We start from the raw sequence: 26,082 nt of genomic DNA, 5'->3' as shown, positions 1-26,082 counted from the left end.
CGCGTGGGCGCGACAGGCCACGACGAACCCGCGCCCGCCGACGGAGCGGAAACCCTCCGTGCTCCTAGGCGAACACCACCGTCCGCCGCCCGTTGAGCAGGATGCGGCGCTCCGCATGCCACTTCACCGCCCGCGCCAGCGCCTGGCACTCCACGTCCCGGCCGATCGCGACGAGCCCCTCGGGCGTGACGTCGTGCCCCACCCGCTCGACCTCCTGCTCGATGATCGGCCCCTCGTCGAGGTCGGCGGTGACGTAGTGCGCGGTCGCGCCGATCAGCTTCACACCCCGCGCGTGCGCCTGGTGGTACGGCTTCGCGCCCTTGAAGCTCGGCAGGAAGGAGTGGTGGATGTTGATGATCCGCCCGGAGAGCTGCTTGCACAGGTCGTCCGAGAGGACCTGCATGTAGCGGGCGAGGACGACGAGTTCGACGTCGTTCTCGCGCACGATCTCCAGCAGCCGGGCCTCGGCCTCCGGCTTGCCGTCCTTCGGCACCGGGATGTGGTGGAAGGGGATGTTGTACGAAGCCACCAGTTCGGCGAAGTCGGTGTGATTGGACACCACCCCGGCGATCTCCACCGGCAGCGCGCCGGTCCGCGCGCGGAACAGCAGGTCGTTCAGGCAGTGCCCGAACCTGCTGACCATGAGCAGGATGCGCATCTTCTCGTCGGCCCGGTTGATCCGCCAGTCCATGTGGAAGGAGTCGCCGATCGCCGCGAAGCTCGCCCGCAGCTTCGCCACGGTCACCGGGGCGTCCGCCGAGAAGTGGACGCGCATGAAGAACAGCCCCGTGTCGTGGTCGCCGAACTGCTGGCTGTCCTCGATGTTGCAGCCGGTCATGAAGAGGTAGCTGGACACGGCGTGCACGATGCCCTGCTTGTCGGGGCAGGACAGGGTGAGGACGTACTGGTCGGCCGGGGCCGCGGCTCGGGTGGACTGCTCGCTCATGCGAAAAGGGTCCCACACACGCGGTCGCGGCCGGCCGGCCCTTCCGCTACGCGGACCGCGTCAGGATCCGCAGCACGTCGAGGGTGCTCGGCGGCGCGTCGGGGTCGTCGCCGTCGCTCGCCGCCATCCGCACGTGCGCGTCCCGCGCCGCCCGCACCGCCTCCGGCCACCCCTCGTGCTCGAGATAGGCGATCACCGGCGCGTCCGGGCCGACCTGGTGCATGATCCGCAGGACGCGCAGCACCGCGGTGTCGACGAGCGCCGCCTCCTGGGAGTCGCGGAAGATCGTGCCGACGTACTTCTCGGCGGACCAGTTGTCCAGCCAGGTGTCCTCGACCAGCCGGTAGACGGCGTCGGTGACGTCGCCGTAGCCGTCGACCCCGGCCAGCCAGACGTCCCGCTGGAAGGCGGGGTCGGAGAGCATGTGCAGCGCGGAGCGCACATTGCTGCGCCAGCGCCACCACGGCATGTCGTTGAGTGGCATGCCGCCCATGGTGGAGGAGCGACGGCCGCGACGGGAAGAGTTCTCCGAACCTTGCACGATCGTCGATCGTACGTTTCCGCCCCGCACGGGTGGTAGCGGACCCCGCAATTCACCTCCGTGTCACCCTCCGTCGGCCAAGGGTCACTCCGGGGTTGGCGGTGTGGCGGAATCGTGCGTGAGCATGACCGGCAGGCGACGCATCCGCAGTATTGTCCTCCCCCGCCTCCTCCACCGGCCCGTCAGAGCCGGCGCCCTGAGCGCGGGCGCGCTGGCGGCGTGCGCGTCGCTCGTCACCGGGTGCGGGGTCGTCCCCGGCTCCACGGGGAGTTCCGCGGACGACCCCATCACCGTGATGACGTGGGCGCCCCAGGACACCAGGGCCACCAACAAGCCCGGGATGCCCGCGCTCGCCGAGGCCTACGCCCGCTGGGTCAACTCCCAGGGCGGTGTCAACGGGCGTCGGCTCACCGTGCTGACCTGCAACGACAAGAACGACACCGTGACCGTCGCACGGTGCGCCCGGCGCGCGGTCCAGGAGAACGCCGTCGCGGTCGTCGGCTCCTACAGCCAGCACGCCGACTCGTTCCTGCCCACCCTGGAGGGCGCCGGCATCCCGTACATCGGCGGTTACGGCATCACCACCGACGAGTTCACCAGTCCCCTGTCCTACCCCGTCAACGGCGGCCAGCCGGCGCTGCTGGCCGGTCTCGGCCGCACCCTGGCCGACGGCTGCGGGCCGGTCACCCTGATCAGGCCCGACACCATCGCGGGCGACCAGCTGCCGCCGCTGCTCGACTCGGGCCTGGAGGCGGGCGGGCACGCGCCGTCCGGGGACCAGCGGGCGGCGGAGGACGCCACCTCGTACAACGGCCAGGCGCAGCAGGCCCTGGAGCGCGCCACCGCGGACGCGGCCGGACGGGGCTGTGTGGTGCCCGCCCTCGGCGACCGCACGAACACCTTCATGGACTCCTTCCGCCGGGCCCGCGCCGACCACCCCGAGGTGCGCACCGCGACCGTGCTGGGCAGCGTCGACCAGACGACGATCGACGCGTCCGGCGGGGCGTCGGGGCCGTACGAGGGGTCGTACGTCACCGGCTGGTACCCGGCGGCGGGGGACGCCCGCTGGGACCCGATGAAGAAGGTGATCGAGGAGGAGGCGTTCGGCGACAACCGGATCGACGCCGCGGACGCCGGGGTGCAGACCACCTGGATCGCCTACACCGTGTTCAAGCAGGTCGTCGAGTCGCTGGGGGACGGCGAGGTGAGCGCCGACACGGTGAGCGGGGCGCTGGACGGCGGGCTGAAGGTCACCACGGGCGGGCTCACGCCCACCCTGCGGTGGAACTTCCAGGACGAGCTCGCCGCCGTCGGTTTCCCCCGCCTGGTCAACGCGAACGTGACCCTCCAGGTGGTCAGGGACGGCCGGCTGGTCGCGGCCCGCGAGGGCTTCACCGACGTGACGAGGACACTGCGGGAAGCGGACCTGGGCTGACCCGCGGTCCCGCCCGGCCGGGCGGGACCGCGGGCCGGCGGTGTCCGCTCAGAGCTGGGTCGGCTGGCGTTCGGTCAGGCCGTACCGCTTGGCGATCGCGTTCCACAGCTCGGCGGCCTTCTTCTTCTCGGCGGTCGCGGTGACGCTGGCCCGGTTGCCGGCCTGGGTCTGGCCGGTCGTGCGGGCCTGGCCCTTCTTGCAGCCCTTCTTGCCGGCGGTCTGGTCGGCCCAGGCCGCGTAGTGGTTGTCGGCCGACGCCGACGCCTCCCACGCCTTGGTGAGCGCGGTGGTCAGCGCCTCGTGGTCCGGCAGCTTGTCCACGGACAGGCCGGTGAGGTCGGTCACCAGCTGGGTGCGCTGCCCGGCCGCCTCCCGCAGGTCCGCGGCCGCCCGGCCCAGGTCGCGGCAGGCCTTCACATCGGCGACCGCGTTGATCACGGTGGTCCGGCTGTCGCCGCTGTCGGCCAGCAGCCCGTCCAGTGCGACGGCCTGCTCACGGACCGGGTCGACGGACGGCGACGGGGAGGCCTCCCCGCTCGCGGGCGCGGTGGCGGACACGGTCTGGCCGTCGCTGTCGCCGCCGTCGTCGCCGCCCGGGTTGCCGAGCAGCGCGCCCGCGCCGACGCCGAGCACGGCGATGCCGACGCCGACCGCCGCGATGAGCGGCACGCGGGAGCCGGTGCGGCCACTGCCGCGTCCGCCCCGGCCGCCCCGGCCGCCGGCGGGGGCGGTGGGTCCGGTCGGGCCGCCGGGCGGGGTGTGGGATCCCCGGGCGGGCTGCCCGTGCTCCACGCGCGGGAGCTGCTGGGTGGATCCGGCCGGGCCGCCGGCGTCGCTGCGGAAGAGGTTGTCGAACTCGGCGGGCGGCTGCCGGTCGCCGTCGCCGGGCGGCGGGGCGCCGTAGGGCTGTCCGGGCGGCTGGTCGGTGACGGGGGCGATGTACTGGGTGGCCTCGGCGTCGGGGTGGCCGGCGGTCGGCAGGGGGCCCGCGCCGGACGCGTTCTGCGGGGACGCGCCCGGGTATCCGCCCGCCTCGGAGCCGTGCGCGGGCATCTCGGGCGGCAGCGCGCCCGGGTTCACCGGGGGTATGAGCTGCGTCGCCCCCTCGTCGGCGCCGGCGGGCACCGGGGGGATGAACTGCGTCGCGCCCTCGTCGCCGCCGGCGGGCACCGGCGGCATGTACTGGGTGACGCCTTCCGATCCGTCGGGCGCGGCGGCCGGCGGGTACTGGGGGGCGCCGTAGCCGCTCCGGGCGGCGGCGTACGGGTCGGCGCCGCCGTGCGGAACGTCTCCGTGCGGGCCGGGCGGGGTGGTCCCGCCGTACCCGGCGCCCGGCTGCGGCAGGTGCGACGGCGCGGCGTCGTTCCCGTGTCCGCCGTAGGCGTCGCCGGCGCCGTACGGGGGGTGGCCGCCGTGGGTCGGCGCGCCCTCGGGCGGGAGCGGGCCGGGGCCGCCGCCCTGGGCGGGGGCGGGCGGGTACTGCGCGCCCCACGGGGACGGCTCCGGGGCGCCCCACCCGCCGTCGGACGGGTGCTGCCAGCCCTGGCCGGGCGGCGGGCTCTGCTGCCCGGGGCCCCACGACGTGCCCCAGGTCTGGCCGCCGGGCGGGGCCGAGGCGGGGAACCCGCCGCCGGAGTCCCGGCCGTCCGCGCTGCCGCCGGGGGCGACCGGTCCGGTCGTCATGCCCGGCAGCAGGGGTTCACCACCGTCGGAGGGCAGCACGATGCCTTCGCGCGCGGGGCGCGCCGAGGGCTCCTCGCCCTGTCCACTCTGCGTCACCGGGACTCCTACCAATGGGGGACCTTGTGAATCGTCGGCTCACGCTACCGGGTCCCCGGAGTCCGGTGCCACGCAGCACAGGACCTGACCTCCTGCCCGGTGAGCGCGGTGACAAAACCGGGTCACCGCACGCCGTTCACGTCACCTCCCCGCCTTCCCGGCTTCACGTCACGGGCGTCACGCCGCCGTCTGGAGCTCCATCCGCGCCCCGAACTCCCTTACCACCGACTCCTCCCGGTACGGCTCGAGGCGCTGCTGGAGGTCCTCCAGGTACTCGGCGCCCCGGTCGGACCGGATCCCGTCGAGCAGTTCCACCGCCTTCAGGCCCGTGCTGCAGGCCTGTTCGATCTCCCGCTGCTGCACCTGCGCGGTGGCCAGCAGCACATGGCCGATCGCCCGCCGCCGCGCCCGCGACGCCGGATGTCCGTCCAGCGCCTGGCGGGCGTACCGCGCGGCGGCCTCCGCCTGGCCGAGGTCCCGGTGGCAGTGCGCCAACTCGTCGGCCAGATAGGCCTCGTCGAAGTGCGCGATCCACACCGGGTCGTCGCCCGAGGCCGGATCGACGGCTTCCATGGCGCTCAACGCGCGCCCCGCCGCCGTCTGCGCGGCGTGCACGTCGCCCATCAGCGCGTGCCCGCGCGCCTCCGCCGCGTGGAACATCGCCTCCGCGCGGGGTGTCACGCGCCCCCGCGCGCCCTCCTGCGCCGCGCGCGCCAACTGGGCGATCTCCCGCGGGTTTCCGAGCTGCGCGGCCAGGTGGCTCATGGAGGCGGCGAGCACGTATCCGCCGTATCCGCGGTCCCCGGCCGCCTGCGCCAGCCGCAGCGCCTGGATGTAGTAGCGCTGGGCGAGGCCCGGCTGCCCGGTGTCGACGGCCATGTACCCGGCGAGTTCGGTCAGCCGCGCGACCGCCGCGAACAGGTCGCGCCCCACGGCCTCGCGGTACGACCCCGCCAGCAGCCCCGAGACGACGCTGTTGAGGTAGTGGACCACGACCGGGCGCACGTGCCCGCTGCCGTACTGGTGGTCCAGGTCCACCAGCGCCTGTGTCATGGACCGTACGGCCGCCACGTCGGACTGGCCCACGCGGGGCCCGGCGGAGCGCGCCACCTGCCCGTCGGGGGCGGAGATCAGCCAGTCCCGGCTGGGCTCCACCAGCGCGGAGGCGGCGACGGAGGACCCGGCCAGGAAGTCCCGCCGCCCCACGTCGCTGCGCCACAGCTCGCAGACCTGCTCGATGGCCCCCAGTACCGTCGGCGAGAACTGGAGGCCGACGCCCGAGGCGAGGTTCTTGCCGTTGGCCATGCCGATCTCGTCGATCGTGACCGTACGGCCCAGTTTGCGGCCCAGTGCCTCCGCGATGATCGCCGGCGCCCGGCCCCGCGGCTGCTGTCCGCGCAGCCAGCGCGCCACCGACGTCTTGTCGTAGCGCAGGTCGAGGCCGTGCTCGGCGCCGCACATGTTGACCCTGCGGGCCAGCCCGGCGTTGGAGCATCCGGCTTCCTGGATGAGCGCCTGCAGCCGTTCGTTCGGCTGCCGCGCGACGAGAGGCCTTGCGGCCATGGCGTACCCCCTGAGGCTGCGGTGCCCTGCCCACGCACCGGGTTGACGTGTCTTCCGCGGCCGTACGTCCCACGTCCCGGCGAGAAGTGCGGCCGGGAAGATCAATGCCCCGCTGAAGTACGGACAATGCGGGACATGTGAGGATTGCCGGGGTAACGGCGGTTGCCGGCCCCCCTCCTGGTTACCCACCGGGGAGGCGGATCCTCCCGCGCGCCCCCGCGGATGCACCCATGCGCCCCGAACGGGGAACCGGTGCTCCTCCCCCGCGCATGGGGGCGGGCGTAACCCCTGGTGACGGCCGTAGTTGTGTTCATCGTGGAAGAGACGATCGCGGGCGCCGAGGCCGTACAGATCCCGAAGCAGCGCGGGGAATCGCTGCTGGACACCGCCGTTCGCTACACCGAGGAGCGGCACTGGGACGTGTGCCCGGGCACCTGGCTGGAGGCCGGCGCGGGGGTGCAGCGCTGCTCGTGCGGTGACGCCGCGTGTCCCGCGCCCGGCGCGCACCCGGCCCGCCCGGACTGGGCGGCCGGGGCGACCGGCAGCGCGACCGTCGCCCGCCGGATGTGGCGGGAGCGACCGGCCGCGTCGATCCTGCTGCCCACCGGGCGGACGTTCGACGCGGTCTCCGTGCCGGAGACCGCGGGGTTCCTGGCGCTCGCGCGGATGGAGCGGTTGGGGTCGGCGCGGGGGCCGGTCACGCTGACGCCGGACCGGCGGATGGAGTTCTTCGTGCTGCCGGGGGCTGCGGCGAAGGTGCCGGGGCTGCTGCGCGGGCTGGGGTGGGCGTCGTCCTCGATCGACCTGACGGTCCTCGGGGAGGGGGCGTACGTGGCCGCGCCGCCCACCCGGGTCGGGTGCCGGGGGGCCGTGCAGTGGGCCTGCCGGCCCACGGACGCGAACCGGTGGCTGCCGGACGTGGCGGAGCTGATCCCGCCGCTGGCCTACGCGTGCGGCCGGGATCGGTAGGGCGCCTGCCGGTGTGCGCGGCTCCGGTCACGTCGAGTCGCCGGCGGTGCTGCTCGTGGCGGTGCCGGGGCTCGGCCGGGCGGTGATGCCGCTGTTCCTCCCCGGTGGCGACGAGACCCTCGACCCGACCCGGCCGGTGATGCCGCCGCCGCGGCCGCGGCCGCTGGTGCGGGTCCTGGCCCGGCTGCACCTGGTCGCGGCGGCCGACAAGACCATCCGCCGAGTGCGGCGGAGGCGCACGGCCGGCTGGACGGGCTGTCCGAGCTGATCATCGCGGGCGGTTCCGCCCCGGCGCTGGTGACGGCCGCCGTCGCGCACGGCGGGGCGGCGTTCGCCGTGGGCGTCCTCGCCGTGCCGCCGGCGCTGCCGGTGTGCGTGGCGCTCGCGCGGGCGGTGGCCGGAGATCCTGACGGCGGCGAGCAGGGGCCGAACCGGCGGTCAGGGGTCGCCCAGCGAGTCCAGGAAGGGTTCGATCGCCGTGAGCCAGGCCTCCGGCTGGTCGTAGTGGACCAGGTGGCCGGCGTCGGCGACCTCCGCGTACCGGCCGTGCGGGAGGACGCGGACCATTTCCTGGGCCTCCGCGCGGCCGAGCTCGCCGTCGAGGCCGCGGACCACCAGGGCGGGGCAGCGCACCTGGGCCAGTTCCTCCCAGTGCGCGTCGAACACCCAGGTCTCGCGGGAGCGGAGCATCTGGTCCGGGTCGAACACCGGGCGCCAGCCGTCCGGCGACTCGGCCATCACCTCGGCGTAGAAGGCGCCGCGGGCCGGGTTGGGCCGCTCCACCCAGGGGTCGTCCTCGCCGAACCACTTGCGCACGTCGGCGAGCGTGGCGAACGGGACCGGCCAGGTCGTGAACCACTCCGCCCACTCGCGCTGCGAGGCGGCCCCGAGGGCGGAGGCCCGCATGTCGCAGATGACCAGCCCGCGCACCAGGTCGGGGCGTTTGGCGGCGAGCTGCCAGGCGGTCAGCGCGCCCATCGCGTGGCCGACGAGGACGGTGGGGCCGAGGCCGAGCTGCTCCAGGGCGGCCTCGGCGTCGTCGACGTAGGCGTCACGGGTGAAGGAGGCCCGCGGGGGCTTGTCGCTGCGGCCGTGGCCGCGCTGGTCGAGGGCGACCGCGCGGTACCGCCCGGAGAGCCGGCGGGCGGTGGCCGCCCAGTGCGAGGCGCGGCCCATCAGGCCGTGCAGTAACAGCACGCCCGGCGCGTTCCGCGCGGTGCTCTGCGCCGGGTCGGTCCCGTCCTTGGGCGGGTCGCCGAACTCCCAGGCGGCGAGCCGCACGCCGTCCGCCCCGGTCACGTCGATGCGTCGCGCCATGGTCCTGGCACCCCCCAAGCTCGCTGCCTGCCCGTTGCCTGCTGTGCTGGCCCTGCCTGATTGCTACTCGTCCGCAGATTATCGAATGCGCATTCGAGAATGGCCTTTTGCCCGGCAACACCCCTCGTTCGAGTGACCCCCTGCGGGGATTGATCGCCGTGGCCCGGGGGAGATCTTCAGCGGGAGGCGGACCGCTCGGGGAAAACGGTCCGAGGGGAATGACCCTGAGAGCTCGGGGCTCCGGGTCAGCACAGGGGAGGACAGGCCCCGGCGCCGTGCGGCGCCGGGGCTCCTCACATGATCACGGCACATCGTCCCGCCCCTCCCCCGCCGGGGTGACATCGCTGTCGGGCCCGGCCAGAGCCACTCAGGTCCCATGCCTCACGCGACAGCCTCGCACGCGCATCGGGCGGGCGCTGCGATTCGGCGCAGCGGACCCCGGATTCGGCGCGTTCCCACCGCCGGGCCCGCACCGCCCGTCCGCCGTCGTCCCGCCCCCGTCGCCCCGGCCGGTCAGGGCTTGGCGACGAACACGTGCGAGGCCACCTCCGACTCCAGCTCGGCCGCCTCGCCGCTGCTGCCCACCAGCACCCCGCCCGCCGACTCCGTCACGCTGACCACCGAACCGGGCTGTACGCCCGCCCGGCGCAGCGTGTACATCAGCTGGGCGTCCGTCTGGATCGGCTCGCCGATCCGGCGCACCACGACCGTCTTGCCCCCGGCGCCCGGGTCGAGGTCGGCCAGGGACACCATCCCCTCGTCCAGGAACGGGTCGGCCCCGTCCTTCTCGCCCAGCTCCTCCAGGCCGGGGATCGGATTGCCGTACGGCGACTCGGTGGGGTGCCGCAGCAGCTCCAGCACACGGCGCTCGACGGCCTCGCTCATCACGTGCTCCCAACGGCAGGCCTCGGCGTGGACCTGCTCCCACTCCAGGCCGATCACGTCGACCAGGAGACACTCGGCGAGACGGTGCTTGCGCATCACGCGCGTGGCCAGCCGGCGGCCCTCCTCGGTGAGCTCCAGATGCCGGTCGGGGGCGACGGACACCAGACCGTCGCGCTCCATCCGCGCCACCGTCTGACTGACCGTCGGACCGCTCTGGTCGAGCCGCTCGGCGATCCGGGCGCGCATGGGGACCACACCTTCCTCCTCCAGCTCGAGGATGGTGCGGAGATACATCTCCGTGGTGTCGATCAGTCCGGACATACATGCCCCTCGATGAGATCTACGGATGGCTCTGCCGGAGGCTGGACGGCTCACCGGCGCGTGCGCTGGCCCAGGAGTCAATTCTGACGCATACGACCGACAACCGGGCCGCGCGGTGAGAACGAGGGGCCGCACGGAAGGGAAACCACGCCGCCGGACGCCGTATTGACACGGCACTGGTCCAGACCGCACGGTGATCCGCAACACTCCTGCCCGAAGGGATGCCGCATGAGCGACCGCACGCCGGCCGGTCGGTTCCTCGACGCCGCGATCGACCTGCTGCGGCGGATCCGCGACGAGGAGGCCGAGTCCGTCGCGGCGGCGGGCGCGCTGCTCGCCGACACGGTCGCGGACGGCGGCCGGCTCTTCGCCTTCGGGGCGGGACACTCGTCGCTCGCGGCGCAGGACCTCGTCTACCGGGCCGGGGGACTCGCCCTGATGAACCTGCTCGCCGTGCCGGGGGCCGTCGGCGTCGACGTGATGCCGGCCACGCTGGGCTCCGCCCTGGAACGCGTCGACGGGCTCGCGGGGGTCGTGCTCGCGTCCTCGCCGCTGCGTGCGGGCGACGCGCTGATCGTCGTCTCCCTGTCCGGGCGCAACGCGCTGCCCGTGGAGATGGCCGTGGAGGCCCGGAAGCGGGGCGTGAAGGTGATCGGCGTGACCTCGGTGGCGTACGCGGCGCGGACGACGTCCCGGCACTCCTCCGGGACGTTCCTGAAGGACCACTGCGACCTCGTCCTTGACTCCGGGATCGCGGTCGGCGACGCGGAGCTCACCCTCGACGACGTGCCCGCGCCCTTCGCCCCGGCGTCGACGGTGGTCACCACGGCGCTCCTCCAGGCCGTCATGGCCACCGCGGCGGCGGCGCTCGCCGATCGCGGGATCGAGCCGCCCCTGCTGCGCTCGGGCAACGTGGACGGCGGCCACGAATGGAACGCGCGCGTCTTCGACGAGTACGCCGACCGCATCTTCTACCGCCGCTGACCCGGAACGACGGTTCCCTCGCCCCCGCCACCCCTTCCCGTCCCGAACCGGGGGCAGCGCCCCCAGGGGGCGGGAAGGGGAAACCGGGGTCAGCGGTCGTCGCCGAGGAGGCCCGCCAGGTCCAGGGACGTGGCGATGCGAATCGCCACGTCCTCCGCGTACATCGCGTCGGACCGTTCGAACGCGCTGCGCCCCGCCCCCCGCAGAAACGTCACGGCACCCAGCGTGCGCCCCCGGCTCCGCAACACCGCACACAGGGCGTGCACCGCGTCCTGCGGCCACTGCCGGGACAGCGCCCACGCCCGCGCCTCCTCGGCGCCCAGGGAACCGGCGCCGGCCCGCACCGTCCCGGCCCGCTCCACGCACTGCACCGCCGGATGCCCCTCGCCGTACCGCACCGGCAGCCCCGCCCACCCCGCGAGCCGGCTCGGCCCCGGCGACCCGGACGGCGTGGCGGCGACCCGGACCAGCCGCACCCGGTCGCCGTCCTGGCCGTCGTCCTGGCCGCCGTCGGCCACCCGGTCGATCAGCGCGTGGTCGGCGAACCCGGCCAACGCGAACTCCAGATGGACCGTCGCCGCCTCCGCCGGGTCCTCGCACTCCGCCGCCGCGCGCGCCGCGCGGTGCAGCTGCTGCGCGCGGAACCGCAGCAGCGACGCCTCCTGCTCACCCTGCCGGGACTCGGTCACGTCCTGGAACAGCCAGCCGACGCCCAGCGGGACCGGTTCCTCCGTGAGCGGTGACGCCAGCCGCACGAACCCGCTCCGCCAGCACCGCCGCCGCTCGCCCTCCGGCGCGCGCACGCTCACCCACAGCTCGGCCGGCGCGGGCGGCGCACCCTCCGCGAGCACATGGGCGAGCGCGCTCTCCAGCTCCTCCGCGCCCTGCGCCAGCAGCTCGCCCAACGGCCGCCCCAGGACGGACGCGCGCCCCGTCCCCAGCGCCCGCGCGGCGTGCGCGTTCACCACCGCGGGCCGCAGATCGGCGTCGACCAGCACGACACCCCAGCTCGCGTCCTCCAGCAGCGCCTCGCTCAACGCGATCGACCGCTCCAGGTCGATCTGCGCGTGCACCTCGCTGAACGCGCAGTACACCCCCGCCGGCTTCCCGTCCGGCCCGCGCACCGCCGCGGACTGCGTCCGCACCAGCACCCGGCCGCCGTCCTTCGTCAGCAGCGCGAACTCGTTCACCTGCCGGCCCGGCGCGTCCATGGCCGCCATCAGCCGCGCCTCGACCTCCTCGGCGTCCGCGCTGCGCACGGCCCACCCCGCGAACCCGGCCCGGCCCACCGCCTCGGCGGCGGTCCAGCCGAGGATCCGCTCCGCCTCGCGGTTCCAGTGCGTGACCGTCCCGTCCGCGTCGAAGGCGCACAGGGCGGCGTCCATGCCGTCGAGCAGCGCGGCGAGGAGGTCGGAGCCGTCCGGCCCCCGCCGCGCGGGCTCGGGCTCGTCCGGCCCCAGCTCGTCGGTGGTCCCACTACGCCGGGAAGCACTCACCTGGACCCCCTGTCAGGCTGCGTCCGCACGTACGGCACGACGGTTCACTCACTTGCAATCATTCAACTTGAACGTGACACAGCGCACATCGAGTTCCCGCAAGATGAGGGGGAATCGTTGTGCGGCACCGCCCGATCCGCCCGCCTACGAGGGGAAAGGCGCCCGTCGCGGCGTCAGTCACAGCTCGCTCTCCCCCGGCAGAACATACCGCTCGATCTCGTCGAAGCCCCGCGCGTGCGCGAACCGGACGCCGTCCTCGTCGGCGGCCGGGACCACGGTCCCGACGGCCCCGGCGCCCGCCGCGCGCGCGTGCCCGAGCCCCGGCGCGCGGAGCGCCGTCCCCTGCCCCTTGCGCCGGCGCCCGGGCAGCACCCGCGCGATGACCGTCGTCACGGCGTCCTCCCCCTGCGGGGGCCGCACCGTCGAACAGTCGACCAGCACGTCACCGGCGTAGGCGTTCTCCAGCCGGCACCCGCGTGCGACGCGCTCCCGCACGGCGTCGCCGTCCACGGCTTCGACACGAAGATCACCCATCCGGCAAGCCAACCGCGCCCCCACGCGAAGGTCAACGAAAAAAGTGGTTGATACGGCGGGAGCCGGTTCTTAAGGTAGGCGGTACTTCAGAAGGGAGGTGGTTCGGCAGATGTATGACAACCGGACGGAAGAGGTGGCTGCGGGCCAGTAGCCCGCCGCCGTACTCGGTTCGGCGCCGGACCGGCGTGTGCGAGATACACGCAACCGGCCCAATCCAACGCAGTCACCCGACCCGCGAGTCGCCGGTAACGTCCGGCCGGCTCCTCCCCAGGGAGGAACCAGACTCGCGGGTCGTCTGCTTTTCCGGGGCCCCGCTCAGCGGGCGATGTCCGCGTACCCCTCGATCTCGCGCGGGTCGCGCGTGCCCGGTCCGACGTAGCGGGCCGAGGGCCGGACCAGACGGCCGGTGCGCTTCTGCTCCAGGATGTGCGCCGACCAGCCCGCCGTACGGGCGCAGGTGAACATCGACGTGAACATGTGCGCCGGGACCTCGGCGAAGTCCAGCACGATGGCCGCCCAGAACTCCACGTTGGTGGCCAGCACCCGGTCGGGGCGGCGGGCGTGCAGCTCGGTCAGGGCCGCCTTCTCCAGGGCCTCGGCGACCTCGAAGCGCGGGGCGCCGAGTTCGCGGGCGGTGCGGCGCAGGACGCGGGCGCGGGGGTCCTCCGCGCGGTAGACGCGGTGGCCGAAGCCCATGAGGCGCTCGCCCTTGTCGAGGGCCTGCCGGACGTACGCCTCGGCGTCCCCGGTGCGCTCGATCTCCTCGATCATGCCCAGCACGCGCGAGGGGGCGCCGCCGTGCAGCGGGCCGGACATGGCGCCGACGGCGCCCGAGAGGGCCGCCGCGACGTCCGCGCCGGTCGAGGCGATGACCCGCGCGGTGAACGTGGAGGCGTTCATGCCGTGCTCGGCGGCCGACGTCCAGTAAGCGTCGACGGCCGCGACGTGCTTGGGGTCGGGCTCGCCGCGCCAGCGGATCATGAAGCGTTCGACGATGGACTCGGCCCTGTCTATCTCGCGCTGCGGCACCATGGGCAGGCCCTGGCCGCGCGCGGACTGGGCGACGTAGGACAGGGCCATGACGGCGGCGCGGGCGAGGTCGTCGCGGGCCTGCTCGGCATCGATGTCGAGGAGCGGTTTCAGTCCCCACACGGGCGCCAGCATGGCCAGCGCGGACTGCACGTCGACGCGGATGTCGCCGGAGTGCACGGGGATCGGGAACGGCTCGGCGGGCGGCAGCCCGGGGTTGAACGCCCCGTCGACGAGCAGCCCCCAGACGTTGCCGAAGGAGACGTGCCCGACCAGGTCCTCGATGTCGACGCCCCGGTACCGCAGGGCGCCGCCCTCCTTGTCCGGTTCGGCGATCTCCGTCTCGAACGCGACGACTCCTTCGAGCCCGGGTACGAAGTCGGACATCTGGCGGCTCCTTGTGAGGTGGTGGCAGATGGGGTGGTGGGGTGGGACGGCCCCGGGTCGGCGGTCGGCGGAGGCGAAGGCGTGTGTCCGGTGGATCCGCGGTCCGTTCGAACGGACTCGCGGTCGGGGACGTCACCCCTGTGATGCCCGGCTGGCGGTCACCCAACCGGATCAGTGGCAGCACGATATCCCCGAGTGCCATCTTTGGGGAGAGTTCGCGGCACTCAGTGCCACCACGTGACGTAGGACACCCCGCTCCCGAGGGCTTCGCGCATGCGGCAGGATGACGGCGTGACCGACCGAGACGCCGTCCCCTTCGATCTCGCCTCGATGCGCAAGCAGTACCGGACCGAGGGGCTCTCCGAGACCGACCTGGCCGCCACCCCCGTCGAACAGTTCGCGCGCTGGTTCAAACAGGCCGCGACGGACGGCGGGCTGTTCGAACCGAACGCCGTGATCGTCTCGACGGCGGACGCGGCGGGCCGGCCCAGCTCACGCACGGTGCTGCTGAAGCACTTCGACGACGACGGGTTCGTCTTCTACACGAACTACGACTCCCGCAAGGGCCGCGACCTGGCGGAGAACCCCCATGTCTCGCTCCTCTTCCCCTGGCACCCGATGGCCCGGCAGGTCATCGTCACCGGCGCCGCGCGCCGCACCGGCCGCGACGAGACGGCCGCCTACTTCCGCACCCGTCCGCACGGCTCCCAGCTGGGCGCGTGGGCCAGCGGCCAGTCGTCGGTGATCGGCGGCCGCGCGGAGCTGGACGCGGCGTACGCCGATCTGGCGGCGCGCTACCCGGAGCACGAGCAGGTACCGGTGCCGCCCCACTGGGGCGGTTTCCGGGTGGTCCCGGAGGCGGTGGAGTTCTGGCAGGGCCGGGAGAACCGCCTCCACGACCGCCTGCGGTACGTCGCCCGGGCGGGCGGGGGCTGGCGGGTGGAGAGGCTGAGCCCGTGAAGGAGCGGGAGCCACGCGCGGGGGACGAGGAGACGGCGCCGTCGCCGGCCGAGGCGACGGTCGAGGCCCGCGCCCTCGCCGCGCGCGGCGATGTCACGGCGGAGGACGTCGTCGGCGTCCTCCGTGCGGTGCGCGAGGCCCGCGCGCGGGTGTGAGCGCGCGGGTTCTCACAGCTTGCCCCGGACGTAAGCGGTGCGGTGGCCGTCGAGCAGCTCGGCCGGCCGGGCGCGGAAGGCGTCGGTGAGGTCGGGCCGGTTCCAGAACTCGAAGCCCGGACAGCCGAAGGCGAGCGGGGCCTCGTCCCAGGCCCAGTCCGGAACGGCGACGGCGGTCGCGCAGGCGGGGCAGTCGACGGTCGCGGTGCCGGTGTCGTACCACGTACGCATGGCGGTGCCGAAACGCTGCCAGGTCTCGTCCCCCAGGAGGGCAAAGGCTCCGCAGCGCGGGCAGAGGGCCGCGCCGGGCATGTCCGCGCCGCTGATGAAGCCGGTGCGGCGGGTGTGGACGGCGAGCCCGTCCCAGGGCTCGCCGTCCCGGTCGTCGGTCACCGCACGCTCCCAGTGGGGCCCGGTGGATGTCCCCAGGGCTGTCCGAGGACGCATGGCGTGCGTTCGGCGAGGACGACGTCCTCCGCCACGAGCCGTTCCACCACCCGCCGGGCGAGCCGGCCGGCGTCCGCCTGGTCCGCGTCGAGGTCGACGATCACCTGGAATCGGTCGCCCATGGGTCAGCCCAGCGCCCCGTCCAGCAGCAGCGCCCACTGGGCCACCACCCGTTCCCGGCGGGCCCTGTCGTCGGTGAGGAGGGTGGCGAGGCCCAGGCCGCGGGCCATGTCGAGGAGGCCCTGGACGGTTTCGCGGACGCCGGGGCGGGACTCGTCGGCGCCGAGGAGTTCGACGGCGATGCGGTGGGACTCGCGGCCGACGCGCAGCTCCAGCTCGGTCACGCGCGGGCGCAGCTGTTCCTCGTTGGAGGCGGCGACCCAGAGGTGGAGCGCCGCGCGGAAGACGGGTCCGGTGTAGAGGTCGACCAGCGCCGCGACCACCGCGCGGCGGCCGCCGGCCGCGGCGCCCTCCGGGAAGAGGGCGCGCAGGGCGGTGGAGCGTTCCTCGGCGACGTACTCGACGGCGGCGGTGAAGAGGTCCTCGCGGGTCGGGAAGTGGTGCTGGGCCGCTCCCCGGGAGACGCCCGCGCGTTCGGCGACGACGGAGACCGTGGAGCCCGCCCAGCCGTGTTCCGCGAGGCAGGCCACGGCGGCCTCCAGGAGACGCTGCCGGGTGGCCCGGCTGCGGTCCTGCTTGGGGACTCGTTCCGCACGGTCGGCCGTGCTCACACCACCCATTCCGGATCCCGTCGTTCGAGGAAGGCCGTCATTCCCTCGCGCGCGTGGGCGGAGGCGAAGAGGCGTGCCGAGAGCGCGGTCAGGTCGGCCGCGTCCCGGTCGAAGGTCTCCAGCACCCTAGCCGTGAGCAGCCGTTTCGTCTCGGCCAGGGCTTCGGGGGCGGATCTGCGCAGTCCGTCGAGGATCGGCGCGAGGACCTCGTCCACGTCGTCGCCGGCGGCGGTGAGCAGGCCGGTGCGGACGGCCTCGGTGGTGTCGAGGCGTTCGCCGGTGAGGTAGTAGCGGGCCAGGGCGCGCGGGTCGGTGCGGGGCAGCAGCGGCAGCGAGATCACGGCGGGCGCGACCCCGATGCGGACCTCGGTGAAGGCGAACGTCGCCGTGTGGGAGGCGACGGCGACGTCACAGGCGGCGAGCAGGCCCAGGCCGCCCGCGCGGACGTGCCCGGTGACCCGCGCGACGACCGGTTTCGGCGCCTCCACGATCTGCCGCAGCAGCCCCACCAGCGCCTCGGGCGCGGGCGGGTCCCGCAGGTCGGCGCCCGCGCTGAAGGTGGTGCCGGTGTGGGTGAGGACCACCGCGCGGACGCCGGTGTCCTCGCCCGCGGCGCCCAGCACGTCGGCCAGTTCGCCGACGAGGGCGGCGGACAGGGCGTTGCGGCGTTGCGGGGCGTCGAGGGAGAGCGTCTCGACGCCCCGCTCGCGGGAGCGGCCGATCAGGGTCATGAGGGCTCCTCGTGCGCCGCGCGGAGCTCACGGCGCAGGATCTTTCCGGAGGCGGCGCGCGGGACGCCGCCGACGAAGGTGACGCGCCGGATGCGCTTGTACGGGGCGACGCGCTCGGCGACGTACCTCATGACCTCCCCCTCGGAGAGCTCCGGGGCGGACGGCCGGCGGACGACGTGGGCGTGCGGGACCTCGTTGCCGTCCTCGTCGTGGACGCCGATGACGGCGGCGTCGGCGACGCCGGGGTGGGTGAGGAGCAGCGCCTCGAGTTCGGCGGGGGCGACCTGGAAGCCCTTGTACTTGATGAGTTCCTTCACCCGGTCGACGACGAAGAGCCAGCCCTCGTCGTCGACGTACCCGACGTCCCCGGTGTGCAGCCAGCCTCCCCCACTCTCGGCTTCGCTCGAGCGGGAGGTGCCCCCACCGTCGATCATCGCGGCGGTGGCGTCGGGGCGGCCGAGGTAGCCCTTCATGACCTGCGGTCCGCGGATGAGGATCTCGCCGGACTCGCCGGGGCCGAGGTCCTTGCCGGGGTCGTCGAGGGAGACGATGCGCATCTCGGTGCCGGCGATCAGCTTGCCGACGGTGCCGGGGGGCGCGTCGGCCATGGCGTCCAGGGGGACGACGTGGGTGCCGGGCGAGAGTTCCGTCATGCCGTACGCCTGGCCGACGGGCGGCAGTCCGAGCCGTCTCGAGCAGGCGGTGGCGAGGCTCGCGTCCAGGGGTGCGGCGGCGCTGACGACGTGCCGGAGGGAGCTCAGGTCGTACCGGTCGACGAGGGGGTGCTTGGCGAGGGCCAGCACGATCGGCGGGGCGACGTACAGGGCGGTGATGCGGTGGTTCTGGACGGCCGCGAGGAACGTCTCCAGGTCAAAGCGCGGCAGCACGACGACGGTGGCGCCCTGCCGGAGCGGGGCGTTCATCAGGGCGGTGAGCCCGTAGATGTGGAAGAACGGGAGCACCGCGAGGACGCGGTCGCCGGGGCCCGTCGTGATCAGCGGCTGGAGCTGGGCGAGGTTGGTGGCGATCTGCCGGTGGGTGAGCATCACGCCCTTGGGGACGCCGGTGGTGCCGGAGGAGTACGGCAGGGCGGCGACGTCCTCGGCCGGGTCGATGTCGACCACCGGTTCGGGCGCGGTGGAGGCCAGCATGTCGATCAGGGACCGGTGTCCGGGCGCGCTGTCGCAGACGAGGATCTCCTCGATCCCGCCCGCGTGTTCGGCGGCCCTCCGCGCGGTGTCCAGCAGCGGTGAGACGGTGACGATCCAGCGGGCCGCGCAGTCCTTCAGCTGCTTGCCGAACTCCTCGGCGGTGGCCAGGGGGTGCACGGTGGTGACGGAGGCGCCCGCGCGGGTGGCCGCGTAGAACGCGAGGGGGAAGGCGACCGTGTTGGGGCTGTGCAGGGCGAGCACGTCCCCCTTGCGCACGCCCGCCTCGGCGAGGGCGGCGGCGACCCGCCGGTGGAAGCGGTCCACCTGCTCGTAGGTGAGGGTGGTGCCGTCGGTGCCGTCGATCAGTGCCGGGGTGCTCCCGAACTCGGCGGCCCGGGCGAGCACCGCGTCGTGGATGGGGAGTTCTACGGGCGGGACGTCTGCGTACTCGCTTCGGAACACGGTTCCTCCAGGACGGCCGAGGGGGCCATGAGGGCCTAGTACGACTTGGGAAGGCCCAGGGTCTGGTGGGAGACGTAGTTGAGGATCATCTCCCGGCTCACCGGGGCGATACGGGACACGCGCGCGGCGGTGATCAGCGAGGCGAGCCCGAACTCGCGGGTGAGGCCGTTCCCGCCGAGGGTGTGCACGGCCTGGTCGACGGCCTTCACACAGGCCTCGGCCGCCGCGTACTTGGCCATGTTGGCGGCCTCGCCGGCGCCGGTGTCGTCACCGGCGTCGTAGAGGTGGGCGGCCTTCTGCGTCATCAGGCGGGCCAGTTCCAGGTCGATGTGCGCCTGGGCGAGGGGGTGGGCGATGGCCTGGTGGGAACCGATGGGGGCGCTCCACACCGTGCGCTCACGCGCGTACGCGACGGCGCGGGCGAGCGCGTGGCGGCCCATGCCGATCGCGAAGGCGGCGGTCATGACGCGTTCGGGGTTGAGGCCGGCGAAGAGCTGGAGCAGGCCGGCGTCCTCGTCGCCGACGAGGGCGTCGGCGGGCAGCCGTACGTCGTCGAAGGCGAGCTCGAACTGCTTCTCGACGGCCTGGAGTTCCATGTCGATGGGGCGCCGCCGGAAGCCCTCGGCGTCGCGCGGGACGATGAACAGGCAGGGCTTGAGCCTGCCCGTGCGGGCGTCCGCGGTGCGGCCCACGACGAGGGTGGCGTCGGCGATGTCGACGCCGGAGACGAACACCTTGCGGCCGGTGAGGAGCCAGTCGGCGCCGTCGCGGCGTGCCGTCGTGGTGATGCGGTGGCTGTTGGAGCCGGCGTCGGGTTCGGTGATGCCGAAGGCCATCAGGCGGCTGCCGTCGGCCAGGGCGGGCAGCCACTCCCGCTTCTGGGCCTCGGTGCCGAAGCGGGAGATGACGGTGCCGCAGATCGCCGGGGAGACGATCATCATCAGCAGGGGGTTGCCGGCGGCGCCCATCTCCTCCAGGACGAGGGAGAGTTCGGCGATGCCGCCGCCGCCACCGCCGTAGGCCTCCGGCAGGTTGACGCCGATGTAGCCGAGCTTGGCGGCGTCCTGCCAGAACCGCCTGTTGTCGGTGCCGGGGGTGTGGGGGTGGTTCCTCGCGAACGAGGCGACGGCTTCGCGGAGGGCCTTGTGCTCATTTGATTCGATCAACGGCATGAGGGCTCCTAAGGGGGGAAGGGCTTCAGGTCGTCGGGAGGGTGCGGGTCGTCTCGGGCCGGCCGCGCAGTTCCCCGCGCCCCTGGGGGGTTTCCTCGACGACCGCCAAAAGGGCGCCGGGCTCCACCTGCTGTCCCGTTGCGGCGTGCAGGGTGCTCAGCACTCCCGTGACCGGGGCGGTGATCCTGTGCTGCATCTTCATCGCCTCCAGCCACAGCAGGGGCTGTCCGGCCTCCACCGCGGCTCCCTCGGCCAGGCCCTCCGCGACGCGGACGACCGTGCCCGGCATGGGGGCGAGGAGGGACCCGGGGGCGTGCTGGGCGGTGGGGGCGGGGAAGCGGGGCAGGGCGGTGAGGGCGGTGGCGCCCGCGTACACGCGGTCGCCGTAGCGGCTGACCTCGTAGCGGCGTCGTACGCCGTCCACGTCGAGGATCACGAGAGCGGCGTCGGCGTGCACGACCCGCACACCGTCGGCCGTCAGGCCCTCGCGCGTGTGCCGGTAGCGGACCTCGTGTTCCTCGCCCGCCATCGCGTACCGCTTGACCTGCGGCTGCGAGGGCACGTTGCGCCAGCCGCCGAAGCGGGAGCGGCCGTGGGCGTCGGCGAGGGCGGCGGCGAGCGGGGCGTGCGGGTCGGGGGCCGGTTCGGTGAGGCCGGGGAGGTGGCGGTCGTAGAAGCCGGTGTCCATCCGGGCTCGCGTGAACTCCTCGTGCCGCAGGGAGCGGACGAGGAGGTCCCGGTTGGTGACGGGGCCGTGGATCACCGCGCGGTCGAGGGCGGAGGCCAGCTTGCGGACCGCCTCCGCGCGGGTGGGGGCGTGGGCGACGACCTTGGCGAGCATCGGGTCGTAGTGGACGCCTATGTCGTCGCCGTCCGTGCAGCCGGTGTCCAGGCGCACGCCGCCGGGGACGGCGAGGCGGTGCAGGCGGCCGGTCTGCGGGGCCCAGTCGTGCGCGGGGTCCTCGGCGTAGAGGCGGGCCTCGACGGCGTGTCCCCGCGCGGGCGGGGGTTCCTCCGCCAGCGGGCGCCCCTCGGCGACGCGGATCTGCTCGGCGACGAGATCGAGACCGAACACCGCCTCCGTCACCGGGTGCTCCACCTGGAGGCGGGTGTTCATCTCCAGGAAGTGCGCCCGCTCCCCCGCGACGAGGAACTCCACGGTCCCCGCGCCGACGTAGCCGACCGCACGGGCGGCGCGTACGGCGAGGGCGTGCAGTTCCCCGGTGAGCCGCGCGGGGAGTCCGGGCGCCGGGGCCTCCTCGATCACCTTCTGGTGCCGTCGCTGGAGGGAGCAGTCGCGGGTGCCGAGCGCCCACACCGTGCCGTGCGTGTCGGCGAGCACCTGGACCTCGACGTGCCGTCCGCCCTCCACGTAGGGCTCGATGAACACCTCGCCGTCGCCGAAGGCGCTCGCCGCCTCCGCGCGGGCGGCGTCCCGTTCGCCCTCCAGGTCCGCGAGCCGCCGCACCACGCGCATCCCGCGCCCGCCGCCGCCCGCCGCCGCCTTCACCAGCACGGGCAGGTCGGCCTCGGTGACGTCCCGCAGGGGCTCGACGCCCATCAGCTCCTTGGCGCGGGTCTTGGACGCCATCGCCTCGATCGCCTCCGGGGGCGGCCCGATCCACACCAGGCCGGCGTCCCGCACGGCCCGCGCGAAACCGGCGTTCTCGGAGAGGAAGCCGTAGCCGGGGTGCACGGCGTCCGCGCCGGCCGCGAGGGCGGCCTTCACGATCAGGTCGCCGCGCAGGTAGGTGTCGGCGGGCGCCGCCCCCGGCAGTCGTACCGCCGTGTCCGCCACGCGCGTGTGGAGGGCTTCCCGGTCGGCGTCCGAGTGCACGGCGACCGTGCGGATTCCCAGCTCACGGCAGGTGCGGACGATGCGGCAGGCGATCTCGCCCCGGTTCGCGACAAGAACGGAAGTGATCATGGGCATCATGGGCCTCACATCCGGAAGACGCCGAAGCCACCGCGCGCGCCCTCGTAGGGGGCGGTGTGGACGGCAGACAGGCACAGGCCGAGGACGGTGCGGGTGTCGCGCGGGTCGATGACGCCGTCGTCGTAGAGCCGGCCGGACAGGAACACGGGCAGCGACTCGGACTCGATCTGCTGCTCCACCATGGCGCGCAGCGCCGCGTCCGCCTCGTCGTCGTACGGCCGTCCCTTCGCCGCCGCCGACTGCCGCGCGACGATGGACAGCACGCCGGCGAGCTGCTGCGGGCCCATGACGGCGGACTTGGCGCTGGGCCAGGCGAACAGGAAGCGCGGGTCGTAGGCGCGGCCGCACATGCCGTAGTGCCCGGCGCCGTAGGAGGCGCCCATGAGGACGGACAGGTGGGGGACGCGGGAGTTGCTCACCGCGTTGATCATCATCGCGCCGTGCTTGATGATGCCGCCCTGCTCGTACTCCCTGCCGACCATGTAGCCGGTGGTGTTGTGCAGGAAGAGCAGCGGGATGTCGCGCTGGTTGGCGAGCTGGATGAACTGGGCGGCCTTCTGGGACTCCTCGCTGAAGAGGACGCCCCGGGCGTTGGCGAGGATGCCGACGGGATAGCCGTGGAGGGCGGCCCAGCCGGTGGTGAGGCTCGTCCCGTAGAGGGGTTTGAACTCGTCGAAGTCGGAGGCGTCGACGATCCGCGCGATGACCTCGCGCGGGTCGAAGGGGGCCTTGAGGTCTCCGGGGACGATGCCGAGGAGCTCGTCCTCGTCGTACTCGGGTGGTGCGGCCGGTCCCGGATCGGGGTACGCCTTGCGGTGGTTGAGGCGGGCGACGACCCGGCGGGCCTGGTGCAGCGCGTCCGGTTCGTCGACGGCGAAGTGGTCGGCGAGGCCCGACACGCGCGCGTGCATCTCGGCGCCGCCCAGGGACTCGTCGTCGCTCTCCTCCCCGGTGGCCATCTTCACCAGCGGCGGGCCGCCGAGGAACACCTTCGCCCGCTCCTTGACCATGATCACGTGGTCGGACATGCCGGGGACGTACGCGCCCCCGGCGGTGGAGTTGCCGAAGACGACGGCGACGGTGGGGATGCCGGCCGCCGACAGCCGGGTCAGGTCCCGGAAGATCGCGCCGCCGGGGATGAAGATCTCCTTCTGGGAGGGCAGGTCGGCGCCGCCGGACTCGACGAGGCTGATCACGGGCAGCCGGTTGGCGAGCGCGATGTCGTTGGCGCGCAGGGCCTTCCTCAGCGACCAGGGGTTGCTCGCGCCGCCGCGCACGGTCGGGTCGTTGGCGGTGATCAGGCACTCCACGCCCTCGACGACGCCGATGCCGGTGACGAGGGCGGCGCCGACGGTGTACTCGCTGCCCCAGGCCGCCAGCGGGGACAGCTCCAGGAAGGGCGTGTCCGGGTCGAGGAGCAGCTCGATGCGCTCGCGGGCGAGCAGCTTGCCGCGCCCGCGGTGCCGTTCGACGTACGTGTCGCCGCCGCCCGCGAGGGCCTTGGCGTGCTCGGCGTCGAGTGCGGCCAGCTTGGCGAGCATGGCGTCGCGGTGCGCCCGGTACTCCGGGTCGGCCGTGTTCAGGGTGGACGCGAGGACCGTCACAGGAGGACCTCCGGGATGTCGAGGTGCCGGGAGCGCAGCCATTCGCCGAGCGCCTTGGCCTGCGGATCGAAACGGGCCTGCGCGGCGACGCCCTCGCCGAGGATGCCCTCGACGAGGAAGTTCAGGGCGCGCAGGCGGGGCAGGACGTGCCGGGTGACGGGCAGGCCGGCGGCCTCGGGGATCAGCTGCCGGAACCGCTCGACGGTCAGTTCGTGCGCGAGCCACCGCCAGGCGTCGTCGGAGCGGACCCAGACGCCGACGTTGGCGTCGCCGCCCTTGTCGCCGCTGCGGGCGCCGGCGAGGAGCCCGAGGGGGGCTCTCGTGGTGGGTCCCGCGGACAGCGGCTCGGGGAGCGCGGGTTCCGGCACGTCGCCGGGTACGGCGGTGTCGTGCGGGGCTTCCACGGCGACACGGCGCCCGTCGTGGAGGACGGCCACATGGTCGACGTCGCCCTGGGGGACGTACACATCCTCGAAGACCCCATAGGGGGCGCCCTTGCCCGGTGGCGCCATCACATGGAATCCGGGGTAGCTGGCCAGCGCCAGCTCGACGGCGGCCCCGCTCAGCACCCGCCCGACCGCCTCCTGCGCGGGATCCCGTACGACGAGACGCAGCAGCGCGCTCGCGGTCTCCTCGGTGCCGGCGTCGGGCCGGTCGGTGCGGGCCAGCTCCCAGCGCACGTCGGCGGGAGGGGACGTGGCGAGCGCGTCGCTCATCTGCTCCTTCACGAGCCCGGCCTTGGCCTCGACGTCGAGCCCGGTGAGCACGAACACGACCTCGTTGCGGAAGCCGCCGAGCCGGTTGAGCCCGACCTTGAGCGTGGGCGGGGGCGCCTCCCCCCGGACCCCTTCGACGCGCACCCGGTCGGGTCCGTCCTGGGCGAGCCGTACGGTGTCCAGCCGTGCGGTGACGTCCGGCCCGGCGTACCGGGCGCCGCCGGTCTCGTACAGCAGCTGCGCGGTCACCGTGCCGACGTCGACGAAGCCGCCGGTGCCGGGGTGCTTGGTGATCACGGCGGTGCCGTCGGCGTGGAGCTCGGCGAGCGGGAACCCGGGCCGCCGCAGGTCGCCGGGGCGGCGCTCGCCGAAGAAGGCGTAGTTCCCGCCGGTCGCCTGCGCCCCGCACTCCAGCACGTGCCCGGCGACGACGGCCCCCGCGAGCCGGTCGTGGTCCGTCGCCGTCCAGCCGAAGTGGGCGGCGGCCGGCCCGGTGACGAGGGCCGCGTCGGTGACCCGCCCGGTGACGACCACGTCGGCGCCCGCGCGCAGGCACTCCGCGATCCCGAAGCCGCCGAGGTAGGCGTGGGCGGCGAGGCTGCCGGGGTACCGCGCGGTGAGGTCGTCGCCCTCGACGTGGGCGACCCGTACGGGGAGGCCGAGCCGGTCGGCCAGGGCGCGTACGGCGTCGGCGAGTCCGGCCGGGTTGAGCCCGCCCGCGTTGGTGACGATCCTGACGCCCCGCTCGCGGGCGAGGCCGAGGCAGTCCTCCAGTTGCCGCGGGAAGGTGCGGGCGTATCCGGCGGAGGGGTCCTTCAGCCGGTCGCGGGCGAGGATGAGCATGGTCAGCTCGGCGAGGTAGTCGCCGGTGAGGACGTCGACCTCGCCGCCGGTGAGCATCTCGCGCAGGGCGCCCGCGCGGTCGCCGTAGAAGCCGGAGAAGTTGCCGATGCGCAGGGGCGTCGCCGTCGTCGTCACCGCGCGGTGTCCCCCTTCGGCTCCCGGCCGCCGCCGGGCGGGCCCGCGAAGGCCTGGGCGATGTCCAGCCAGCGGTCGGCGTCGGGGCCGTCGGCGGTGAGGGCGAGGTCCGCGCGGTGGGCGCGCCGGGTGACCAGGAGGCAGAAGTCGAGGGCGGGTCCGGTGACGCGCTGGGGGGCGTCCTCGGGGCCGTGGGCCCACAGTTCGCCCCCCGGTCCGACGAGTTCGACGCGGAAGGGCTCGGCGGGCGGGGTGAGCCCGTGCACGCCGTAGGCGAAGTCCCGGGTCCGCACCCCGAGCCGCGCCACATGCCGGAGCCGAGCGCCGGGTGGCCGCATCACACCGATCGTGTCCGCGATGTCCTGTCCGTGGGCCCAGGTCTCCATGAGACGGGCGGTGGCCATGGAGGCGGCGGACATGGGCGGCCCGTACCAGGGGAACCGCGCCCCGGCCGGCGCCTCCCGCAGCGCCTTCTCCAGCGCCGCGCGTCCCTCGCGCCAGCGCGCGAGCAGGTCGGCGGGCGCGGCCCCGGCGTACTCCTCGGCGCCCTCGTCGACGAAGGTGTGCGGGGCGTTCAGGGCGCCTTCCACCAGCGTCCGGAACCCGTCCGCGTCGGTGACGGCGAGCAGCGCGGAGTGGTCGGTCCAGGCGAGGTGGGCGATCTGGTGGGCGACGGTCCAGCCGGCGGCGGGCGTCGGAAGCGCCCACTGCGCGGGGTCGAGCCCGGCCACCAGCCGGTCGACCTCCTCGCTCTCCTCACGCAGATCGTCGATCACGGGCGTCGGGTCGGACACGAGGCGCTCCCCTCGGGGCACGGACACGGCGGTGTGCGGCGCGGTTGCGTGGAGCATGG

At 74.2% G+C, this 26,082-nt stretch carries 24 protein-coding genes and 1 pseudogene; 6 read left to right on the top strand and 19 right to left on the bottom strand.

From position 1 onward, the window contains the following. Nucleotides 1-64: 64 nt before the first annotated feature. A complete protein-coding gene (gene purU, locus ADK41_RS15630) occupies nucleotides 65-946 on the bottom strand; it encodes a formyltetrahydrofolate deformylase (RefSeq protein WP_030835397.1) in 882 nt (293 codons plus the stop codon). Between the two features lie 46 nt (nucleotides 947-992). Further along, the gene (locus tag ADK41_RS15625; RefSeq protein WP_030835394.1) at nucleotides 993-1,439 is read right to left on the bottom strand and encodes an SCO4402 family protein; all 447 of its coding nucleotides are present in this window, start codon (nucleotides 1,437-1,439) and stop codon (nucleotides 993-995) included. 172 nt (nucleotides 1,440-1,611) lie between these two features. Between ADK41_RS15625 and ADK41_RS15620 the strand changes: the two genes are divergently transcribed. Next, a complete protein-coding gene (locus ADK41_RS15620) occupies nucleotides 1,612-2,922 on the top strand; it encodes an ABC transporter substrate-binding protein (RefSeq protein ID WP_030835392.1) in 1,311 nt (436 codons plus the stop codon). A 48-nt stretch (nucleotides 2,923-2,970) separates the two neighbouring features. On the opposite strand, the gene ADK41_RS15615 is transcribed toward ADK41_RS15620, so the two are convergent. Both ADK41_RS15615 and ADK41_RS15610 read right to left on the bottom strand, forming a co-directional pair. Continuing rightward, nucleotides 2,971-4,701, bottom strand: a complete 1,731-nt coding sequence (locus ADK41_RS15615; protein WP_030835390.1) for a hypothetical protein — start codon at nucleotides 4,699-4,701, stop codon at nucleotides 2,971-2,973. A 177-nt stretch (nucleotides 4,702-4,878) separates the two neighbouring features. Continuing rightward, entirely contained in the window at nucleotides 4,879-6,264 is a 1,386-nt protein-coding gene (locus tag ADK41_RS15610) for a hypothetical protein (protein ID WP_030835387.1), read from the bottom strand. A 306-nt stretch (nucleotides 6,265-6,570) separates the two neighbouring features. On the opposite strand from ADK41_RS15610, the gene ADK41_RS15605 reads away from it, so the two are divergent. After that, on the top strand, nucleotides 6,571-7,233 hold the full coding sequence (locus ADK41_RS15605) for a bifunctional DNA primase/polymerase (protein ID WP_199821904.1): 663 nt from the start codon (nucleotides 6,571-6,573) through the stop codon (nucleotides 7,231-7,233). Between the two features lie 151 nt (nucleotides 7,234-7,384). Next, nucleotides 7,385-7,554 (top strand): annotated as a pseudogene (locus tag ADK41_RS44260) (oxidoreductase); the annotation flags it as partial. Between the two features lie 117 nt (nucleotides 7,555-7,671). Here the strand turns inward: ADK41_RS44260 and ADK41_RS15595 are convergent. Both ADK41_RS15595 and ADK41_RS15590 read right to left on the bottom strand, forming a co-directional pair. Beyond that, on the bottom strand, nucleotides 7,672-8,550 hold the full coding sequence (locus tag ADK41_RS15595; protein ID WP_030835381.1) for an alpha/beta fold hydrolase: 879 nt from the start codon (nucleotides 8,548-8,550) through the stop codon (nucleotides 7,672-7,674). Between the two features lie 513 nt (nucleotides 8,551-9,063). Next, nucleotides 9,064-9,756, bottom strand: a complete 693-nt coding sequence (locus tag ADK41_RS15590) for a metal-dependent transcriptional regulator (protein ID WP_030835378.1) — start codon at nucleotides 9,754-9,756, stop codon at nucleotides 9,064-9,066. Between the two features lie 228 nt (nucleotides 9,757-9,984). Between ADK41_RS15590 and ADK41_RS15585 the strand changes: the two genes are divergently transcribed. Next, a complete protein-coding gene (locus tag ADK41_RS15585) occupies nucleotides 9,985-10,740 on the top strand; it encodes an SIS domain-containing protein (RefSeq protein WP_030835375.1) in 756 nt (251 codons plus the stop codon). An 89-nt stretch (nucleotides 10,741-10,829) separates the two neighbouring features. Here ADK41_RS15585 and ADK41_RS15580 read toward each other — a convergent pair whose 3' ends face one another. From ADK41_RS15580 to ADK41_RS15570, 3 genes are all read right to left on the bottom strand, one after another. Further along, complete coding sequence (locus tag ADK41_RS15580; RefSeq protein WP_030835371.1) at nucleotides 10,830-12,236, bottom strand: PAS domain-containing protein; 1,407 nt, start codon at nucleotides 12,234-12,236, stop codon at nucleotides 10,830-10,832. Between the two features lie 177 nt (nucleotides 12,237-12,413). After that, complete coding sequence (locus tag ADK41_RS15575; protein ID WP_078662183.1) at nucleotides 12,414-12,770, bottom strand: hypothetical protein; 357 nt, start codon at nucleotides 12,768-12,770, stop codon at nucleotides 12,414-12,416. Between the two features lie 315 nt (nucleotides 12,771-13,085). Further along, a complete protein-coding gene (locus ADK41_RS15570; protein ID WP_030835365.1) occupies nucleotides 13,086-14,186 on the bottom strand; it encodes a citrate synthase 2 in 1,101 nt (366 codons plus the stop codon). Nucleotides 14,187-14,459: 273 nt separating this feature from the next. Here ADK41_RS15570 and pdxH point away from each other — a divergent pair, with 273 nt between their 5' ends. Further along, nucleotides 14,460-15,146, top strand: coding sequence for a pyridoxamine 5'-phosphate oxidase (gene pdxH / locus ADK41_RS15565; RefSeq protein WP_030835362.1), 687 nt, complete (start codon nucleotides 14,460-14,462; stop codon nucleotides 15,144-15,146). Continuing rightward, the gene (locus tag ADK41_RS41680) at nucleotides 15,143-15,301 is read left to right on the top strand and encodes a hypothetical protein (RefSeq protein ID WP_158717719.1); all 159 of its coding nucleotides are present in this window, start codon (nucleotides 15,143-15,145) and stop codon (nucleotides 15,299-15,301) included. Before pdxH ends, ADK41_RS41680 begins: the two co-directional genes overlap by 4 nt. 12 nt (nucleotides 15,302-15,313) lie before the next feature. On the opposite strand, the gene ADK41_RS15560 is transcribed toward ADK41_RS41680, so the two are convergent. The 10 genes from ADK41_RS15560 to ADK41_RS15520 are packed head-to-tail and all read right to left on the bottom strand — an operon-like array spanning nucleotide 15,314 to nucleotide 26,023. After that, entirely contained in the window at nucleotides 15,314-15,694 is a 381-nt protein-coding gene (locus ADK41_RS15560) for a hypothetical protein (protein ID WP_234319105.1), read from the bottom strand. Further along, nucleotides 15,691-15,870 (bottom strand): hypothetical protein, encoded by a 180-nt coding sequence (locus tag ADK41_RS43175; protein ID WP_234319102.1) that lies wholly within the window; start codon nucleotides 15,868-15,870, stop codon nucleotides 15,691-15,693. Before ADK41_RS43175 ends, ADK41_RS15560 begins: the two co-directional genes overlap by 4 nt. 3 nt (nucleotides 15,871-15,873) lie before the next feature. Next, nucleotides 15,874-16,488 carry a TetR/AcrR family transcriptional regulator gene (locus ADK41_RS15555; RefSeq protein ID WP_030835359.1) on the bottom strand — a complete coding sequence of 205 codons (615 nt, stop codon included), beginning with the start codon at nucleotides 16,486-16,488 and terminating at the stop codon, nucleotides 15,874-15,876. Beyond that, entirely contained in the window at nucleotides 16,476-17,210 is a 735-nt protein-coding gene (locus ADK41_RS15550; protein WP_030835349.1) for an enoyl-CoA hydratase family protein, read from the bottom strand. Before ADK41_RS15550 ends, ADK41_RS15555 begins: the two co-directional genes overlap by 13 nt. Next, nucleotides 17,207-18,823, bottom strand: coding sequence for a 4-coumarate--CoA ligase family protein (locus ADK41_RS15545; RefSeq protein ID WP_030835346.1), 1,617 nt, complete (start codon nucleotides 18,821-18,823; stop codon nucleotides 17,207-17,209). The genes ADK41_RS15550 and ADK41_RS15545 overlap by 4 nt, the downstream gene beginning before the upstream one ends. Nucleotides 18,824-18,858: 35 nt before the next feature. After that, nucleotides 18,859-19,995 carry an acyl-CoA dehydrogenase family protein gene (locus ADK41_RS15540; protein WP_030835343.1) on the bottom strand — a complete coding sequence of 379 codons (1,137 nt, stop codon included), beginning with the start codon at nucleotides 19,993-19,995 and terminating at the stop codon, nucleotides 18,859-18,861. A 25-nt stretch (nucleotides 19,996-20,020) separates the two neighbouring features. Then, complete coding sequence (locus tag ADK41_RS15535; protein ID WP_030835339.1) at nucleotides 20,021-21,922, bottom strand: acetyl/propionyl/methylcrotonyl-CoA carboxylase subunit alpha; 1,902 nt, start codon at nucleotides 21,920-21,922, stop codon at nucleotides 20,021-20,023. Between the two features lie 14 nt (nucleotides 21,923-21,936). Further along, on the bottom strand, nucleotides 21,937-23,535 hold the full coding sequence (locus tag ADK41_RS15530; RefSeq protein WP_030835336.1) for an acyl-CoA carboxylase subunit beta: 1,599 nt from the start codon (nucleotides 23,533-23,535) through the stop codon (nucleotides 21,937-21,939). Next, nucleotides 23,532-25,229: an acyclic terpene utilization AtuA family protein gene (locus tag ADK41_RS15525; RefSeq protein ID WP_030835333.1), complete on the bottom strand. Its 1,698-nt coding sequence runs from the start codon at nucleotides 25,227-25,229 to the stop codon at nucleotides 23,532-23,534. Before ADK41_RS15525 ends, ADK41_RS15530 begins: the two co-directional genes overlap by 4 nt. Beyond that, the gene (locus ADK41_RS15520) at nucleotides 25,226-26,023 is read right to left on the bottom strand and encodes a TIGR03084 family metal-binding protein (RefSeq protein WP_030835329.1); all 798 of its coding nucleotides are present in this window, start codon (nucleotides 26,021-26,023) and stop codon (nucleotides 25,226-25,228) included. The genes ADK41_RS15525 and ADK41_RS15520 overlap by 4 nt, the downstream gene beginning before the upstream one ends. Nucleotides 26,024-26,082: the final 59 nt, after the last annotated feature.

This window comes from Streptomyces caelestis (assembly GCF_001279005.1).
Taxonomy (GTDB): domain Bacteria; phylum Actinomycetota; class Actinomycetes; order Streptomycetales; family Streptomycetaceae; genus Streptomyces; species Streptomyces heliomycini.
Note: the sequence above shows the minus strand (reverse complement) of the source record. Positions and strands in the feature narration are given on the sequence as shown.

Bases quoted from the DNA above. Each gene is read 5' to 3' on its own strand.
- purU (WP_030835397.1), bottom strand. From the start codon at position 946: ATGAGCGAGCAGTCCACCCGAGCCGCGGCCCCGGCCGACCAGTACGTC.
- ADK41_RS15585 (WP_030835375.1), top strand. From the start codon at position 9,985: ATGAGCGACCGCACGCCGGCCGGTCGGTTCCTCGACGCCGCGATCGAC.
- pdxH (WP_030835362.1), top strand. From the start codon at position 14,460: ATGCGGCAGGATGACGGCGTGACCGACCGAGACGCCGTCCCCTTCGAT.
- ADK41_RS15625 (WP_030835394.1), bottom strand. From the start codon at position 1,439: ATGGGCGGCATGCCACTCAACGACATGCCGTGGTGGCGCTGGCGCAGC.
- ADK41_RS15595 (WP_030835381.1), bottom strand. From the start codon at position 8,550: ATGGCGCGACGCATCGACGTGACCGGGGCGGACGGCGTGCGGCTCGCC.
- ADK41_RS15540 (WP_030835343.1), bottom strand. From the start codon at position 19,995: ATGCCGTTGATCGAATCAAATGAGCACAAGGCCCTCCGCGAAGCCGTC.
- ADK41_RS43175 (WP_234319102.1), bottom strand. From the start codon at position 15,870: ATGGGCGACCGATTCCAGGTGATCGTCGACCTCGACGCGGACCAGGCG.
- ADK41_RS15590 (WP_030835378.1), bottom strand. From the start codon at position 9,756: ATGTCCGGACTGATCGACACCACGGAGATGTATCTCCGCACCATCCTC.
- ADK41_RS15555 (WP_030835359.1), bottom strand. From the start codon at position 16,488: ATGGGTGGTGTGAGCACGGCCGACCGTGCGGAACGAGTCCCCAAGCAG.
- ADK41_RS15570 (WP_030835365.1), bottom strand. From the start codon at position 14,186: ATGTCCGACTTCGTACCCGGGCTCGAAGGAGTCGTCGCGTTCGAGACG.
- ADK41_RS15620 (WP_030835392.1), top strand. From the start codon at position 1,612: ATGACCGGCAGGCGACGCATCCGCAGTATTGTCCTCCCCCGCCTCCTC.
- ADK41_RS15550 (WP_030835349.1), bottom strand. From the start codon at position 17,210: ATGACCCTGATCGGCCGCTCCCGCGAGCGGGGCGTCGAGACGCTCTCC.
- ADK41_RS15575 (WP_078662183.1), bottom strand. From the start codon at position 12,770: ATGGGTGATCTTCGTGTCGAAGCCGTGGACGGCGACGCCGTGCGGGAG.
- ADK41_RS15610 (WP_030835387.1), bottom strand. From the start codon at position 6,264: ATGGCCGCAAGGCCTCTCGTCGCGCGGCAGCCGAACGAACGGCTGCAG.
- ADK41_RS15535 (WP_030835339.1), bottom strand. From the start codon at position 21,922: ATGATCACTTCCGTTCTTGTCGCGAACCGGGGCGAGATCGCCTGCCGC.